Origin of the sequence: Alteromonas gilva (genome assembly GCF_028595265.1) — a bacterium.
Lineage (GTDB): Bacteria > Pseudomonadota > Gammaproteobacteria > Enterobacterales > Alteromonadaceae > Alteromonas > Alteromonas gilva.
The window spans coordinates 1,516,484-1,532,483 of the sequence record NZ_JAQQXP010000001.1 but is presented as its reverse complement, the minus strand read 5'-3'; the positions used below and the strand labels follow the sequence as shown (position 1 = coordinate 1,532,483).

At 48.4% G+C, this 16,000-nt stretch carries 16 protein-coding genes; 1 reads left to right on the top strand and 15 read right to left on the bottom strand.

What is annotated here, in order from left to right; translation table 11 throughout:
- Position 1: 1 nt before the first annotated feature.
- From OIK42_RS06740 to OIK42_RS06675, 14 genes are all read right to left on the bottom strand, one after another.
- Positions 2-595 carry a GNAT family N-acetyltransferase gene (locus OIK42_RS06740; RefSeq protein WP_273639326.1) on the bottom strand — a complete coding sequence of 198 codons (594 nt, stop codon included), beginning with the start codon at positions 593-595 and terminating at the stop codon, positions 2-4.
- On the bottom strand, positions 592-1,638 hold the full coding sequence (pseG, locus tag OIK42_RS06735) for a UDP-2,4-diacetamido-2,4,6-trideoxy-beta-L-altropyranose hydrolase (protein WP_273639324.1): 1,047 nt from the start codon (positions 1,636-1,638) through the stop codon (positions 592-594). The genes OIK42_RS06740 and pseG overlap by 4 nt, the downstream gene beginning before the upstream one ends.
- Positions 1,638-2,708, bottom strand: coding sequence for a pseudaminic acid synthase (pseI, locus tag OIK42_RS06730; RefSeq protein ID WP_273639322.1), 1,071 nt, complete (start codon positions 2,706-2,708; stop codon positions 1,638-1,640). The genes pseG and pseI overlap by 1 nt, the downstream gene beginning before the upstream one ends.
- Positions 2,705-3,406, bottom strand: a complete 702-nt coding sequence (pseF, locus tag OIK42_RS06725) for a pseudaminic acid cytidylyltransferase (protein ID WP_273639320.1) — start codon at positions 3,404-3,406, stop codon at positions 2,705-2,707. Before pseF ends, pseI begins: the two co-directional genes overlap by 4 nt.
- The gene (pseC, locus tag OIK42_RS06720; protein ID WP_273639319.1) at positions 3,403-4,548 is read right to left on the bottom strand and encodes a UDP-4-amino-4,6-dideoxy-N-acetyl-beta-L-altrosamine transaminase; all 1,146 of its coding nucleotides are present in this window, start codon (positions 4,546-4,548) and stop codon (positions 3,403-3,405) included. The genes pseF and pseC overlap by 4 nt, the downstream gene beginning before the upstream one ends.
- The gene (gene pseB, locus OIK42_RS06715; RefSeq protein WP_273641422.1) at positions 4,545-5,543 is read right to left on the bottom strand and encodes a UDP-N-acetylglucosamine 4,6-dehydratase (inverting); all 999 of its coding nucleotides are present in this window, start codon (positions 5,541-5,543) and stop codon (positions 4,545-4,547) included. The genes pseC and pseB overlap by 4 nt, the downstream gene beginning before the upstream one ends.
- Before the next feature lie 323 nt (positions 5,544-5,866).
- Positions 5,867-6,190, bottom strand: a complete 324-nt coding sequence (locus OIK42_RS06710) for a hypothetical protein (protein WP_273639317.1) — start codon at positions 6,188-6,190, stop codon at positions 5,867-5,869.
- Positions 6,187-6,615, bottom strand: coding sequence for a flagellar export chaperone FliS (gene fliS / locus OIK42_RS06705; RefSeq protein WP_273639315.1), 429 nt, complete (start codon positions 6,613-6,615; stop codon positions 6,187-6,189). Before fliS ends, OIK42_RS06710 begins: the two co-directional genes overlap by 4 nt.
- Positions 6,616-6,637: 22 nt before the next feature.
- Positions 6,638-8,095: a flagellar filament capping protein FliD gene (gene fliD / locus OIK42_RS06700; RefSeq protein WP_273639312.1), complete on the bottom strand. Its 1,458-nt coding sequence runs from the start codon at positions 8,093-8,095 to the stop codon at positions 6,638-6,640.
- 9 nt (positions 8,096-8,104) lie between these two features.
- Entirely contained in the window at positions 8,105-8,545 is a 441-nt protein-coding gene (locus OIK42_RS06695) for a flagellar protein FlaG (RefSeq protein ID WP_273639311.1), read from the bottom strand.
- 99 nt (positions 8,546-8,644) lie between these two features.
- A complete protein-coding gene (locus OIK42_RS06690) occupies positions 8,645-9,472 on the bottom strand; it encodes a flagellin N-terminal helical domain-containing protein (RefSeq protein ID WP_273639309.1) in 828 nt (275 codons plus the stop codon).
- 859 nt (positions 9,473-10,331) lie between these two features.
- Complete coding sequence (locus tag OIK42_RS06685) at positions 10,332-11,165, bottom strand: flagellin N-terminal helical domain-containing protein (RefSeq protein ID WP_273639307.1); 834 nt, start codon at positions 11,163-11,165, stop codon at positions 10,332-10,334.
- Between the two features lie 425 nt (positions 11,166-11,590).
- Complete coding sequence (locus tag OIK42_RS06680) at positions 11,591-12,418, bottom strand: flagellin N-terminal helical domain-containing protein (protein WP_273639305.1); 828 nt, start codon at positions 12,416-12,418, stop codon at positions 11,591-11,593.
- A 344-nt stretch (positions 12,419-12,762) separates the two neighbouring features.
- A complete protein-coding gene (locus tag OIK42_RS06675) occupies positions 12,763-13,587 on the bottom strand; it encodes a flagellin domain-containing protein (RefSeq protein ID WP_273639303.1) in 825 nt (274 codons plus the stop codon).
- 255 nt (positions 13,588-13,842) lie between these two features.
- On the opposite strand from OIK42_RS06675, the gene OIK42_RS06670 reads away from it, so the two are divergent.
- Entirely contained in the window at positions 13,843-14,799 is a 957-nt protein-coding gene (locus OIK42_RS06670) for a hypothetical protein (protein ID WP_273639302.1), read from the top strand.
- Here OIK42_RS06670 and flgL read toward each other — a convergent pair.
- Positions 14,776-15,999, bottom strand: a complete 1,224-nt coding sequence (gene flgL / locus OIK42_RS06665; protein WP_273639301.1) for a flagellar hook-associated protein FlgL — start codon at positions 15,997-15,999, stop codon at positions 14,776-14,778. The two genes, OIK42_RS06670 and flgL, sit on opposite strands and share 24 nt — an antisense overlap.
- Between the last annotated feature and the right edge of the window lies 1 nt (position 16,000).

Here is a 16,000-nt window from a genome sequence, read left to right as displayed (position 1 = left end):
ATTATCCTCTGTTTGTTGTTCGTTGCCGCGATAAGAACTGTTTTATTTGCCGGGTACTTTGCACATAATCGTCAAAGGTCAACTCCAGCGTACAAAGCGTGCCCTGCTGTGCAGTACCTATCTGCCGGTAGCCAAGCTTTTGATTGTAACGCAAGGCCGCGCTATTCGTGCTCTTAACCACTGCTCTGAAACATTCAGCATTAAGTTGTTCAAAACAGTAATCGTACATTGCTAACGTTGGCGCAAACGCAATAATATTACCCTGATACCGCGGCTCACCAATATACAAACCGGGTTCAAGTAAGCGCGCTTGTGTGGCCGGCACGCCGGTTTCCAAAGACTTCACATTGGTCGAACCGATAAGCTCGTCACGATACACCACAACCCAATGCAGCTGCTTAGGGTCGATACGGGTTTGCTTAAACCAGGCAAGCTGTTGCTCTTCACTAATGACCGACTGCGACAACATCTGCGCACGTACCGCCGGGCTATTGCGCCACTCGCGCAGCAATGCCTGATGCTCAATCTGTATAGGCTCAAGTGATACCTGGTAGGCATTGATAGAATACTGATTTACCGGAGTGTCGCTTATCATTCGCCCGTCGCTTGTTGCAAGTTTTGTAAGTGTTCCGCCAGCATATCGAGGACGTTATCGGCCCCTTCGGTGAATGCATAATTTGCAGCACCTTGATGCATTGATTCGAGTGTTTGCGCGTCGTCCCACAGAGCTTTTATCTTCTCGCTCAGTGCTGGGGCATCCAGACTCTCACGTGCATCCCAGGTTTCGCACCAGCCCTGCTCGCTGGCTTGCTCCGTCGCCACTAACTGGTTGTCAGCCACCACCAGTAACACCGCAGGTGTATGGCAAGCAGCCAGTTCAAACTGCGTGCCGCCCGCCGCGGCAACTGCTAACCGGGCGTTCACCCATACATCAGCCATATCCTGGCAATTGTGTACATGTTGGATAATTGCCGGTGAGTCAGAAATAAAATCATCGAGCGCATCGCGATGCGCAAAACCCGGCCCGGTTACAACCCGCAGCGGCACATCCGGTAAGGTGGCAGCTAAAGCGTCGAGTAAGGGCAGTGTGTAGTGCTTTGGATCGCTGCCGCCTAAACTGACCGTCAGACTGCGCCGCTGGCTTAATTCCAGTGGCAGCGTCACTGCAAACTCACTGCGCAGCAAGCGGTACGGCGCCCCTAAACACAAGGTAGCTGTACTATTGCGCCGGCTATAGTCACGGTGCAATGATTCGCCCGCGGGATTCACAATGATATCGGCACTGTCGATAGTTGCACCCTGAATATCATCCAGCACCAGCAAAGGGGGTTCGAGGCGTTGAAGTTGTTGTGCTAGGTCGGCGCTAAAATGATAACCGTCAAGCACGGTGGCTAGCACATGTTCCTGCTGGCATATGGCTTCAACCTGCGCCGCCAGCCCCGCTTCCGTGCTGGCAGCTTGCTCTGCGCGCCCAACCCAGTCATGCCGCTGGCGACAAACCGGTAACACCGGCTCCGGCACCAGCCAAACACTATCGAGCCCGCGGGTTTGAGCGGCCTGAGCCAGGGCCAGACATCGCATCAGATGGCCCATACCGGCACTGGCAGAGGCCTCTACACAAAAGACCAGCTTACTCATTAACCAATGGCCCCCCAATGAAGGGGGGTCCCTTTTGACATTGCACGCCTGGCAGTTTTACCGCACACCTCTTCCCAGTGTTTTGGCGCCAGTCCAAAGGCCGGGCGAACAATCTTTAAATTATGCGCGCCGAGGGTATCACCGGGCTCAATGTCCTCACTGACATAAATAGAGCGCCGGTACTGTTTTGATTTATCTTCGGCCTCACTACCGCCATAGGTAATCTGCCCTAAGGCCTGCCAGGCACGCTCTGTTTCGACCACCAGCAAGGCTAATTCCTGTGGCTCCAGTGAAAACGCCGCATCCACGCCACCGCCATTGCGATCCAGTACAAAGTGTTTTTCGATTACGCTGGCGCCAAGCGCCACTGCCGCCACTGAGGCGCCAATACCGCCGGTATGATCGCTCAGCCCTACCTGACAGTTAAAAGCGTCCCGCAAATGAGGGATGGTGACCAAATTGGTATTGCTCGCCTCCGCCGGGTACGTGCTGGTACATTTTAATAAAATAATGTCATGACAACCGGCTTGCCGCGCAGTACTCACAGCCAGCTCAATCTCGCTCAGGCTGGCCATGCCTGTCGACATGATCAGTGGCTTACCCTTGCTGGCAGCTTTTCGTATCAGTGGTATGTCGGTGAGCTCAAACGAGGCGATTTTAAAACACGGCACGTCAAGTTCGGCCAGAAAGTCTACTGCGGCTTCATCAAAGGGAGAGCTGAATGCAAGCATCCCTAACGACCTGGCATAGGCAAACAATTCAGCATGCCATGCATAAGGCGTCGCCGCTTTTTGATACAGGCTGTAAAGACTGGCGCCGTGCCATAAACTATCCTGCTCCTCTATAACAAATCCTTTCGCGTTGACATCCAGTGTCATGCTGTCGGCAGTATAGGTTTGCAGTTTTATCGCGTGCGCGCCGCTCTCGGCAGCGGCTTCAACCATGGCCTTAGCGGTGTCCAGTGACTGGTTATGATTGCCACTTAACTCGGCAATAATAAACGGGCAGTGCTGCGCGCCTATCTGGCGCCCACCAATATTCACTGTTTTAGGCGCGTCTGGCCGGCTCATTTTTTGCTGTCCGCCACGTAAGCGCGATACATTAACTCGGCACGTTCCCAGTCTTCCGGCGTATCGATGTCCTGCACCATATGTCGTGGCAACACAACCGGAATACTGTGAGGCGCAAACATGCCTGCCTCACCTAACCAGGCTTCCGGCGTCCCCCAGTAAAACTGACCTGCGTCGTGATAACATTCTTCCAGATCCTGTGAACGACAGGCCATGCTGCCCGGATCAACCGGCTCAACACCGTTCCCCGACATTCTGATGGCGCGCTGTACCGGAAACGGGAATGTTGTCACTGAAAAGGCGTACTTCATGGTTTTGGCGGCGACTAATTTACTGTACCCCTCGACAATCGAGCTGGCAGTAATAAACGGCGCCGTCGCATAAATACAACACACATAATCTGGCGGTGAGTCTTCAATATCCTGATGACTCTTAATGGCGTGCTGCACGACCGGCGTGGTGCCAATAAAATCATCGGCCAGTGCTGCAGGGCGCTCAATAATGCCAGTGGCGCCCATGGCTTTAGCCACTCTGGCGATTTCTTCCGAATCGGTCGACACCAGAATATCTTCAAATATTCCTGAGGCTTTAGCGGCCTGAATAGAATAGGCAATCAGAGGCTGTCCCGCGAACGCCCTGATATTTTTGCTTTTAATCCGTTTACTGCCACCACGGGCTGGGATCACGGCGATGTTCATAGTAAAACCTCTCTTAACTGCTTAACAACCTCCTGCTGGTTATCGGCAGACATTGCGGGAAATAAAGGGAGTGTCAGCGCTCGCTCATAATAGTGTTCGGCATGTGGGAACTGACCAGGCGCAAACCCTAATTTCTGGTAATAAGGATGCAGGTGGATTGGTATATAATGTACATTGACACCAATCCCCCGCTCGCGAAGCTGTGTAAACACAGTTTTGCGATCATGACGGTTCAACTCGATCATGTAAAGGTGCCAGGCACTGTTTTCATCGAGGATCGGCTTAATAACCGGCAAGTCGGTCAGTTCTTTGTCATATTCCCGAACCAGGGCTAATCGCCGGGCAACAAAATCATCCAGATGCTTGAGTTGCGAAAGCCCCAGAGCAGCATGTAAATCGCTCAGCCGGTAATTAAAGCCTAATTCAAACTGCGCATAAAACCACGGTTCGTCGGCATGTTCAGCGCCGATGAGCTGGGGGTCGCGGCTGATACCATGACTGGCGTAACGGCGTAACTGTCTGGCCGTTTCTTCGTCATTAGTCAGCACCATGCCGCCTTCGGCGCTGGTAATAGATTTAACCGGATGAAAACTCAGCACTGTCATGGCCGAGTATTTACACAAACCTACCCGGTTACCGTCAGAATCAGACCCGCCCAGAGCATGTGCGGCATCTTCTATGAGGGTGATTCCGTAAGGCTCTACGATGGCTGATATAGCTGCCATATCGCAACTGCTGCCGGCAAAATGCACCGCAATAATCACTTTTGGAATCTTGTTTTCAGCCAGCGCAAGATGCAATTTGTCGGTTAATGCGGAGATGCAAATATTACGCGTTGCCGGATCGATATCAACAAAGTCAACGCTAGCCCCGCAATACAACGCGCAGTTCGCCGAGGCGGCAAAAGAATTTGGCACAGTCCACACGGTATCGCCGCGGCTAACGCCCGCAGCCAAACAGGCAATATGCAATCCCGACGTGCCACTGTTGCAAGCCACCGCGTATTCGGCGCCGGTATACTGACATATCGCCTGCTCAAAACGGGGCACCTGGTCACCCTGAGTTAAAAAGCTGCTTTCCAGCACATGCTTAACAGCCTCTATATCATCCGGAAATAACGTATGCTTGCCGTAAGGGATCATAACGTGGTTTTATCCAAAGCTTGTAACTCATCGATGGTTAAGAAGTGTGGATTGGTTCCAGAGTGGTACTCAAATTTATCAGCCACGGGTTTGCCCTCTTCGCCCAGACGATTGCGCCGGTAGTTGATATTCTTATCAAAGAAGATGATAGCCGGCGCGATAACGTAGTGATCGTCAAACTCCAGGGTATGATGGGCCATTTCTTCAGGCACCATGACCTCGTGTAACTTTTCTCCCGGGCGAATGCCAACCTCTTCGTAAGCCGATTGCCCGCTCATTGCCGTAACCAGATCGGTAATACGAATCGAGGGAATTTTCGGTACAAAGATTTCACCGCCCTGCATGCGCGAAAAGTTATTCACTACAAACTCAACGCCCTCATCCAGGGTAATCCAAAAGCGGGTCATTTCAGGATGAGTAACAGGGAGTTTTTGGCGACCTTCGCTGAGCAATTTGCGGAAAAACGGCACGACAGAACCACGTGAACCCACTACATTGCCATAACGCACCACCGAAAAACGCGGACCGGTGGCACCTGAGATATTATTGGCCGCCACGAATAGCTTGTCAGATGCCAGTTTAGTTGCGCCATACAGGTTCACCGGGTTTGCGGCCTTATCGGTCGACAACGCAATGACGCGCGAAACGTCATTCGCCATGGCCGCATCTATGACATTCTGAGCGCCATTGATATTGGTTTTTATACATTCATTCGGGTTGTATTCGGCGGCGGGCACTTGTTTTAACGCGGCGGCATGCACTACGTAATCAACGCCTTTCATGGCAATTTTAAGCCGTTCGTTGTCTCTGACATCACCAATAAAATAACGCATGCAGGGAGCATTAAAATGTTGCTGCATTTCAAACTGTTTTAGTTCGTCGCGAGAATAAATTATCACTTTGCGGGGGGTTGCATTGGCCAGCAGGTAACTCACAAAACGCTTACCAAAAGAGCCGGTACCACCGGTGATTAGTATCGTTTTATTGTCAAACACATTCATATTATCACCGCTAAAAAAGTCAGTTATTTGTATTCAGCAACGCCGTGCTGACAAAGCAAACAAGCCGTGTTGCCAATCGACCAGCAGGTATCTATGCCTTGGATTGTCAAAACATTGTCACGTTACATTACCACGATTTGCACTATCACCTGTTGTGACTGCAGCCGCCAAATGATGCTGGAAAAGCAACCCATGTTATATGGCTTTGCAGAAAAAATGTTTCATTACAGGCGGTTATAATTAACCAATTATTGCAAATATAGTCAGTAAGACAGCAAAAAGCCATTATTTACAGCGTTGTAACGGCCAAACGTTGTTTATTTGTACTTTTTAACGGCGGCCTGACTACGAATAAAATGGCTGACATCGTCTTTAGCTTTACTTAGCAAAGAATGCGCCATGTTCTTGAGTTTGTCGTTGACGACTTGCTCCCGGGCCGCAAATTCGCGCACAAATTCGTGATCGGGAGAAGCTAAAATAGAATGGATGAGCTCATCGCGCTCGGCGATGAGCGCATTTAAACGCTCAAAACCCGACGAGAGTTCTTCGTCGGGTGGAGTATTGACACATTCACATATCTGCGCATTGAGATTGCGCAACGTGTCGGGAGTAAGGTCGTGATCAAGTTCGTTGGTCTTCACACAGCTTCGCGTTTTTGACGCTGAGCTAAATACGCTTCCTGCTTGGCTTCTTCAGGGATCTGTACCCAAGCGTCTCGAATAGGTGTTAGCAGGTTAGCCACTTCATCAAGCATCTGCAAGTCATTCTTCACATGAGCGTCGTGCAAGCGGTCAATCATATAATCATACAGAGCGAAGAGGTTTTCTGCCGCTTCACCGCCGATTTTTACATCCAGTGTTTCGCGCAAATTAATTAAAATTGCTGTTACCCTGGAGATATACTGAGATTTTAATTCATACTCGCGTCGCTCCATTGCCCCTTTTGCATAGGCAATCCGGTCCAGCGCACCTTGCATTAACATTAATGTGAGTTTATGCGGATCGGCATTGGCTATATCCTGCTTGAGACTACCTTTGCGATACGCGTTGATTCCCGTAAGTGCCATGCTAACTCCTCGTTCAGGTTATCTAGTACTGACCCAGTGATGCCAACAAGGCAGAACCGGTCTGATTTAGTCTTGCGACGGTTTGGTCTAAGTTCAAATACCTGTCGCGTAAAATTTGCTCGTAATTAAACATTCTTGTTTCAAAGCTCTCACGTTCATCCTGTAACTGATCTTTGTCGTCTTTTGCTGATCGTTCCCGTAAGGTGAGCAAGCCGCTGTAAGATGTATATTCTTTGGTAATCTCGTAGAGTCGCGTAGCGATACCCTGATCTTCATCGGTGAACAATTTAGCGATGTCGTCAAAGTTTTCCTCAAGCGCCTTCTCTAACCTGTCCTGACCAGAACCCAAACCATAATCAAGATCGCCTATTTCCAGTTTGCCATCGGAGGTGAGTTCGATACCCATGCCAAAAAGACTGCCCAGAGTAGATTTATCCACGCTTGAGCCCACCACGCCAGCCAGACTACTGCTAATTCCGCGTAGCATCGAGTCGCCCGCTAACGCACCGTCATCTTCCAGTTCGGATGAACCATAGCGGGTCAGCGTTTTAATATCTTTGATGATCTTGTTATAGTTATCAACAAAATCGCGAACCTTACTCTCGAGGCCCTTGCGGTCGAAACCGATTTCCAGGGTTGATTCAAGGCGAGTGGTACCATTGGTATCAAAGGGGGATTCCTCGGTAGCTTCAAAGGACACATTCTGAATCGTATTTTCAAAGGTATTGGTGTCGCTACGGACAAGAATGCCGTCAACTGTCGCTAAAGCGTCCTGCGCGGGTTTAACTGGCGACAAGTAAGTCAAACTTTCGGCTGAATTGGTCGTCGCGAGTTTTTCAAGTTCACCACGATCGCCATCGTTAACGATAACCAGATCTTTGCCAAAACCTGTTACATCAGAGGTAAACACCAGTTTAGCTCCGGCAGCGGTGCCTGTATCAATAATGTTGGCGTTCACACCAAAGTTATTTTCATTCTTATTGATGGCTTCACGCAGTTGCGCCAACGTCATGTTTTGTTTGACGTCTATGGTGAATGTTTCATCTGTTGACCCATTTATCTTGAAGGTCATTGTGGTATCACCGGCGCCATCGGTCAGCACCTTGTCGGTACCTGAGGTATACACCGCATCGGCCGTTTCTATGCGTGAGCCAGAAGCCAGCTGAGTTATCGCTACTTTATACGTCCCCCGTAGTGCTGAGCCCGAGGCTTCGGCAGTGAAAACTTCTTTGTCTTCAGTAGGGTTAGTAATGGTAGGCTCACGGCCGTTGATGTCGGAGTCCTTGCGTAACTTATCTACAGAATCTTTAAAGTCAGATAATTTGGACTTTATTTGCCCTAATGCAGAGATCTCAGATTGGATTTTTTCTTCTTTGTCTTTTAAACGCGCTTCTTTGGGCGCTCGTTCAGCATTGAGCAACTGCGTGACGAGATCGTCAAGCGCAAGCCCTGAACCAACACCTAACGATTGAATAGTCATAACTCACCTCTAAGCTTGCTTGTTAAAAAGAACCCCCACACTACTTCCGATGTCTTGCTGAAGATCTTTAATTCTTTCTGCTAACCTCAATACTTCATCGGAGGGAATTTGCCTTATTACGTCTCCCGATGAAGAATCTTTCACAGTGACAACCGAACGGTTGGTGTTTTCATCTACAGAAAATGCCAGGTTTCTATTCTGCGCTTGCAGAAACGTCTGGATCTCCTGGACAGCACCTGCGATCTCTTGCCCCTGTTCCTCTCGATTATAGTTATCGGCTGAATTTTGTTGAGCTTGAGTATCTTCTGGTCGCTGAGCCACTTTTTTTTGTTCACTGCCCGGCGCACTTTCCGGCGTTGCCTGATTCGATTTTACGTCGGACTGAGGCTCTCCGGTTGCCAGGTTATTTACAGCAAAATTCTGGCCAATTTGTGATGTGGTAACATCCATAACAAAACCCTCTGTCATAAACGAATAAAACGGGCCCTGCAACTCACAGACGCCCGTTTACCAAAACAAAGTAGCGGCAAATTACTGCCGCTCAATCAGTTATCCTAACAACGACAACGCTGTTTGAGGACGCTGGTTTGCCTGGCTTAATACTGATACAGACGCCTGCTGAATGATCTGGTTCCGCGTTAAGTCAGCCGTTTCAGCAGCGAAATCGGTGTCACGAATACGCGAGCGAGCCGCGGTGACATTTTCCGAAATATTGCTCAGGTTACGAATAGTTGACTGGAAGCGGTTTTGCAATGCACCTAAGTCAGCTCTTGCACTACCGATAGTGGAAATAGCACTATCAATAGAGGCTATCGCAGCAGATGCAACCGCAGCTGTTGACACTGACAAGTTGGACAGCGACAAGCCTGATGTGCCGTATCCGCCACCCGCACGAGACAAGTTAACCGAAATGGTTTGACCGCCATTCGCACCTACTAAGAACTTAGCAGAGTAAGTACCGTTTAGCAGATCAACGCCAGCAAACTGAGTATCTGTTGATACCCGTGAGATTTCAGTTTTTAACGCTGAAACTTCTTTTTGCAGGGCTACACGGTCAGCCGAGCTGTTAATACCGCTTTGCGATTGTACCGCTAACTGACGAATACGTTGCAGGCTGGCTGTCACTTCTGACAACGCACCTTCAGCTGTTTGCGTCAGCGAGATAGCATCGTTTGCGTTACGTACTGCCTGGTTCAAGCCCTGGATTTGTGACGTCAGGCGATCTGATATCTGCAGACCCGCGGCATCATCTGCCGAGCTGTTAATTCTGAAACCTGATGACAAGCGTTCAAACGATGTACTTAATTTATCGTTTACATCACTTAATTGACGCTGCGCATTCAGGGCCGACACGTTTGTATTTACATATAAACTCATTGTTAACCTCCTGAGGCTATACCATTTGCAGAATCCCCCCGGAAACTGAATGCTATAGCCTTACGTATAAGACTTAGCGTGGACGTATTAATGTGTTAACATTAACTCTTCACGCCAAATCACCTCATAAATGTAGCGCCATAAAGCAACTACTCAATTCATCAAATGAATTACCCCTCAACAATAGCTATCGGCCTAAACATGAGGATCTTTAGTTTTTTTTATAAAAAAATTTAAAAAAAACCAAAATAAAATTTAAGCCATTGTTTTTTATAGAGTAAAAATAGCTAAATTTTCTCCCCAAACCCCTGAAACATTCCACCCACTGCATAAATTCGGAGCGCCAATTTGATTAATGGCAACCAATAAGCGAGGCTGTTTAGTGAGATCTGGCTAATACCTGAATGTCGACGTAGGATATTTGCAGGGTATAAAACGGTGCTGGCACTCAGAAATAAGCGCTATATTTTTGACGCGGCAAATAATGGCTGCGGATGAATACGACAAGCGTTGAATCGCAAAGGCATGTAAAATGGTTGCCATCAGTATTTTTTATCACAGACGAAAATGTTGGCACTAGTATTGCTTTTTGAATTGGGTAAGTTGCGGGATCGGTCAATAAAAATAAAAAAGGCCGAGTCAAAAAGTGACCCGGCCAACTTGCTCACGTTAGGAGTTTGAGCAAATTCAGTTTCGGTCGGCTTGCAGGATAGTAGAAATATACTGGCCTCTCAACCTTAAATTCTACACTCTCAATTCTGTTAGTCGGCTTTTTATTCCTTAATTTGGTGGCCTTTCGGCCGCCATCCCTGGCATGGGTTGGCCTCTCAGTTCCACCCTCTCTTTGGTATTTCTATCTTTACTGCAGTAGCGATAATGCTGCCTGTGGTCGCTGGTTTGCCTGCGACAACACGGTTGTGCTTGCCTGCTGAATAATCTGGGTGCGGGTAAGTTGTGCCGTCTCGGCGGCAAAATCTGTATCCCGGATGCGCGATCTTGCCGCTGATACGTTCTCTGAAATGTTACTTAAGTTTCTGATAGTCGACTGAAAACGATTTTGTAAAGCACCGAGATCGGCACGCTTTGCGTCAATTGTCGAAATCGCAGCATCAATGGTCGCAAGTGCAGCCGACGCACTGGCAGCATCTGCCACCGTTAAGTCACTCTGGCCATTGGTTAGCCCGGAAAAACCAAAGCCTCCTCCGGCGCGCGAAATGTTGACACTAATGGATTGGCCGCTGTTGGCACCAACCAGGAATTTTGCCGAGTAAGAGCCTGCCAAAATGTTTACACCAGCAAACTGGGTAGTCACCGAGATTCGTGAAATCTCAGTTTTAAGCGCCGACACTTCTTTTTGCAGTGCCAGTCGGTCAGAAGAAGAGTTTATGCCGTTTTGGGACTGGATAGACAACACTCTGATGCGCTGTAATGCCGTGGTAATTTCCTGCATTGCGCCTTCAGCGGTTTGAGCGAGAGAAATACCGTCATTGGCGTTTCGTACGGCTTGATTTAAGCCCTCTACCTGGCTGGTCATCCGGTCGGAAATTTGCAAGCCCGCGGCATCGTCTGCTGCGGAGTTAATACGAAAGCCTGACGACAGACGCTCAAAGGCGGTATCTAATTGATTGCCTGAGGTGAACAACTGACGCTGGGCGTTTAGTGACGATACGTTTGTGTTTACATATAAACTCATTACAAGCTCCTAACTATTTAATTAAGCGTTGTATTTATAGTTATTCTCAACGCGATTCAAAAATTGGCACAACATGTGCTTTATCATTTATGTCAGAGTTAAAATCCTGACGCTTTGCTTGGCGAATGCCTGGTTAAGCAGTGCTAAACCGAGCACAAGCTCATGCTGGCTGCAGGTATGTTGTTCAGACCTCATACCTCTCACTACCTCCTGGCTTCATTCCTGTCAGTCGGCTGTTTTAGCATTTAACAATTTCTTTATGGATTTGTTATAACCAGACTTAACAATTCGCCTCGTTATACCCAATGGTCGAATGCAATTTGCTCCCCCCGCTTATTGCGTTTCGGCCGTTTTTCTTTGCAGTTTCTGAAAACTCATCCATTACAATCTCCTTCGCACTTTACTTATAAATCACTTCACCCGATTTACTGTAATAGCTGCAAGGCTGCCTGTGGCCGCTGATTCGCCTGGCCAAGAACAGTGGTACTGGCCTGCTGAATAATCTGCCAACGGGTAAGCTCTGCCGTTTCACCGGCAAAATCGGTATCGCGAATGCGCGATCTTGCCGCCGAAGCATTCTCCGAAATATTACTTAAGTTTCTGATCGTTGACTGAAAACGATTTTGCAGTGCACCTAAGTCAGCGCGTTTCGCATCGATAGCAGAGATGGCTCTGTCGATTCGATCCAGCGTTGCAGACGCCTGTTCAGCCGTCAGCACACTGGCATCAAAACCATTGGTCAGGCCTGAAAAGCCAAAGCCACCAGTGCGGGACAAATTGAAGTTGATATACTGACCAGCCTGGGCACCAACCAAAAACGCGGTAGAGAATCCGCCCTTCAATATGTCACTGCCAGCAAACTGTGAGGTCGAGGCAATTCGGCTGATTTCTAACTTAAGCGCTGACACTTCTTTTTGCAGTGCAGTGCGGTCAGCCGACGAATTAATGCCGTTTTGCGCTTGAATGGCCAGCACTCGGATACGTTGCAACGCCGTAGTGATCTCTTGCATGGCGCCTTCAGCGACCTGGGCAAGTGATATACCGTCGTTGGAGTTTCTGACTGCCTGGTCAAGCCCCATGATTTGTGAGGTAATGCGATCTGATATCTGCAGACCCGCCGCATCATCTTTTGCGCTGTTAATTCGAAAGCCGGAAGATAAACGCTCAAAGGCGGTATCTAACTGCGTTGACGAGGTAAATAGTTGCCGCTGAGCGTTCAGCGACGACACATTCGTGCTTACATATAAGCTCACTGTAAAATCTCCTAACGATTTTTTGTAATTACCCGGACATTTATTATTATTGTTTGTCCGTGTTTGACTGGCAGTATTGTTATTATTAGTTGCTCAGTCAGGCATTTAGCGTATTTATTATTATTGTTCGCAGTGCCTTTGTAATAGTTATCGTGCAGGCAGGAGAAATCCTTTAGCCTTTTTTTGCTAAATTTTATTAAGCTTATTTTTCAATGATTTAAAGAGACAAAGCGCCGGACTTTCGTCCGGCTATGCTCGTTTGGTTAGAGTGAGCGACTCCTGCGGTCAGGTGGATACCTGGTTCACTACCTCCTGGCCCCATTCCCTGACTTCGGTTTAATCAATTATCCAAGTAGCTGTAACGCTGCCTGCGGACGCTGATTTGCCTGTGACAGCACAGTCGTACTCGCCTGCTGGAGAATCTGATTACGAGTTAGTGCCGCAGTTTCTGCTGCAAAATCAGTATCTTTGATTCGCGAGCGAGCTGCAGATACGTTTTCTGAAATGTTACTCAGGTTACGAATAGTTGAAGTGAATCGGTTTTGCAGCGCACCCAAATCAGCCCGCACTCCACCAATGGTAGAGATGGCTGCATCAATAGATGCTAACGCTGCTGACGCTACCGCTGCAGTGGATACTGACAACGAGCCCACGCTCAGACCTGACGCACCAAAACCACCGGCTCTGGACAGGTTAACCGACACACTTTGACCTGCGTTGGCACCAACCTGGAACTTAGCAGAATAACCACCGCTAAGCAGATCAACACCGTTGAACTGAGTATCAGTAGAAATTCGCGAAATCTCGGTTTTAAGCGCCGATACTTCTTTTTGCAGGGCTACACGGTCAGCTGATGAGTTGATACCACTTTGTGATTGTACCGCCAGTTGGCGTATACGCTGCAAAGCAGTGGTCGTCTCATCGAGTGCACCTTCAGCAGTTTGGGTTAGTGAAATCGCATCGTTGGCGTTACGAACAGCTTGGTTCAGGCCTTGGATTTGTGAGGTCATTCGGTCAGAAATCTGTAAACCGGCCGAGTCATCGGACGCAGAATTAATACGGAATCCTGAAGACAGACGCTCAAAGGAAGTGCCCAGCGCATTACTCACATTGGACAACTGGCGTTGTGCATTTAATGCAGACACATTGGTATTGACGTACAAAGACATAAGTCTCTCCTACACTCTCAATCCAGCTAGCGCTGGCTGCCGGGGACGCCGGCAATTGCATTGTAATAGTAGCCACCAATACCTGAGGGGGTAATTGATGAACTGGCTCTCTCGTGTACTTTATCGACCCGTGCCAAATTCCCTTTAATTAAAATTCACTATTTTTTTGGCAGGTAGCCGCGCGATTGCCTTAAAGCCATGCTAAGTTATTGGTAGTTCTTTGATTTATATTTTACGTAGCAGCAAGAGGTGGCCGTGCAAATCTCGTTGAATCGTTTAACCCGGATATGTCGGGGCCATAGTCATAATGCCTTTGGGGATGTGGTTTATTTTAGGCAGCGGTTGCTGGTTTGCTACCGGCAGGGTACCCATCATATGAGTGATGACGGTTGTGTGATAATCGCTGAAATAAACGAACAGGGCTTGCCCGAGCGGTTTCAACGTCTTTTCAGTACCGAGGGCGATCTGCGCGACCCACATTTTTGCGTGGTTGGTGACCGGTTATATTTGCTGGCGCATCAGCGTTGGTCGGCAGTACTGGGAAAGGCAAAAACCTACAGTTGGTTTAGTGGCGATGGGGTGTCGTGGTCAACAAGGCATGATCCGGGCCCTGACAACTGGTGGCTATGGCGGGCAACAACCTATAATAATCAACAGTGGGGATTAGCCTATCATCGCCCGTCTGAGCAACTCGATCTGTTTGCTGGCAACTTACGCGGTAAAATGCATTGCGCGAAAACAGCCGTGTTATCAAAACAGCAACACGGGTTGGGTTATCCCAATGAGAGCGACTGCTGCTTTACTGACAGTGGCGAATTAATTGCCGTTGTCAGGCGCGATGCCGATTCTTTCTCAGCCCAATTGGGCCGCAGCAAACCACCCTATCGCCATTGGGATTGGCAGGATCTGGGTTGTTATATTGGCGCTCCAGCGCTGCTATGCCTCAATCAGAATACCGCCATCATTGCCGGTCGGCATTATAATGGTAAAAGGCTGGTTACTCAGTTATGGCAGTTAGCCATTCACAGCGGGGAAATTAGCGAACTTATTAAATTGCCCAGTGGCGGCGATAATAGTTACCCGGGCATAACCCGGATTGGAAACCAACTGTTTGTGGCGTATTACTCCAGCCATGTTGATAATCAAAGCCGGATGTATCTGGCCCGGCTTGATGTAGAGACAGAATACTTAGATGTAATTAAACAGGGATAAATTGGAAATTTTCGGAAACGTGGTTAACGCAGCGGTCAATGCCGCTTCTTGTTTGGCAAACTCAGACGAGGCTTCGGCATAGTCAACGTCTTTAATGCTTGAGCGGGCCTCTTTTACCGACACCTCAATATCCAGGTTAGTTTCGTACACTGATTGCGCCGTGTTTAAACGAGCGCCAATAGACGAAACCTCAAGGGCGATTTTTTCTAAGCCATTATCAATGCCCACCAGCGCATCGCTGAGACCTTCACGAAAGGCGGCGTCGCTAACCGAACTGTTGTTTAACACTTCCTCGAGATCGTTCAGCGTATTCGCGATATTTTTCTTTTGCGGCGCATCAAGTTGAAAATTCAGCGTGTCACCAAGGTTGCCATTAAGGGTAAAGTCTATACCGGCAAAATTAAACGACTCACCGGCCGCGTAGTCTTTTGTCGCGACAATAGCGCCGGTACCAACATTGGTAATATTGAGTTGGTTTGGCGCTGTAATGGTAATTTGATAGCTGTTGTTAAGCGGTGTGACCGGGTCATAATTATTACGATAAAACCTATCAAAATCGCCCTGACCAGCTACCAATGCCTCTTCAACACCAATACCGGTTGTAGTAGTAATACTAAAGTTTCGCCGGGCTGGAACATCTTCAAAAACCTGTTGCCCGGATAAACTACTGCGTATTGACACACTATTGGAAAGCTGAACGTTGTTAGTACCGCTATCTCCCTGGAATGTATAGGCATTTCCGCCACCCGCACTATTTAATACCAGAGGTTGGGTTTCCGATTGGAACCCGGCAAAGTAATAATCTCCCTCGGCATTTTGCGAGTTCATTAAATCAAACACTTCGTCTTTAATCTGGCCGATCTCAGCGGCCAGGGCTTTTCTATCTGCATCAGACAATAAACCATTGCCCGCTTGTATGGTTAATTGTCGGGCCCGTTGAACTGTGTCGGTAATATTACGCAGTATGGTTTCTTGTTGTTCCAACGCTCCGGTAACCAGGTCGTTATTGCGTTGAAACTGCTTAAGCGTGTCAAGCTCTTCGGTTAAGCGCAATACTCGGGCTGCACCCACCGGATCATCAGATGGCTTGTTTATTCTGCTACCAGTACTCAACTCAATTTGGGTATCTGACAGCGCCTTCTGGTTTTCCATAATATTGCGGATAGTCTGGTTGTATAACTGATTAGTAGTCACCCGCATA

What these genes read in the sequence shown, in the direction of transcription:
- pseG (WP_273639324.1), bottom strand. Translation starts at nt 1,638, where the DNA reads ATGAGTAAGCTGGTCTTTTGTGTAGAGGCCTCTGCCAGTGCCGGTATG.
- OIK42_RS06690 (WP_273639309.1), bottom strand. Translation starts at nt 9,472, where the DNA reads ATGAGTTTATATGTAAATACAAACGTGTCGGCCCTGAATGCGCAGCGT.
- OIK42_RS06675 (WP_273639303.1), bottom strand. Translation starts at nt 13,587, where the DNA reads ATGTCTTTGTACGTCAATACCAATGTGTCTGCATTAAATGCACAACGC.
- OIK42_RS06695 (WP_273639311.1), bottom strand. Translation starts at nt 8,545, where the DNA reads ATGGATGTTACCACATCACAAATTGGCCAGAATTTTGCTGTAAATAAC.
- pseF (WP_273639320.1), bottom strand. Translation starts at nt 3,406, where the DNA reads ATGAACATCGCCGTGATCCCAGCCCGTGGTGGCAGTAAACGGATTAAA.
- fliD (WP_273639312.1), bottom strand. Translation starts at nt 8,095, where the DNA reads ATGACTATTCAATCGTTAGGTGTTGGTTCAGGGCTTGCGCTTGACGAT.
- flgL (WP_273639301.1), bottom strand. Translation starts at nt 15,999, where the DNA reads ATGCGGGTGACTACTAATCAGTTATACAACCAGACTATCCGCAATATT.
- fliS (WP_273639315.1), bottom strand. Translation starts at nt 6,615, where the DNA reads ATGGCACTTACGGGAATCAACGCGTATCGCAAAGGTAGTCTCAAGCAG.
- pseC (WP_273639319.1), bottom strand. Translation starts at nt 4,548, where the DNA reads ATGATCCCTTACGGCAAGCATACGTTATTTCCGGATGATATAGAGGCT.
- OIK42_RS06740 (WP_273639326.1), bottom strand. Translation starts at nt 595, where the DNA reads ATGATAAGCGACACTCCGGTAAATCAGTATTCTATCAATGCCTACCAG.
- pseI (WP_273639322.1), bottom strand. Translation starts at nt 2,708, where the DNA reads ATGAGCCGGCCAGACGCGCCTAAAACAGTGAATATTGGTGGGCGCCAG.
- OIK42_RS06685 (WP_273639307.1), bottom strand. Translation starts at nt 11,165, where the DNA reads ATGAGTTTATATGTAAACACAAACGTATCGTCACTAAACGCCCAGCGT.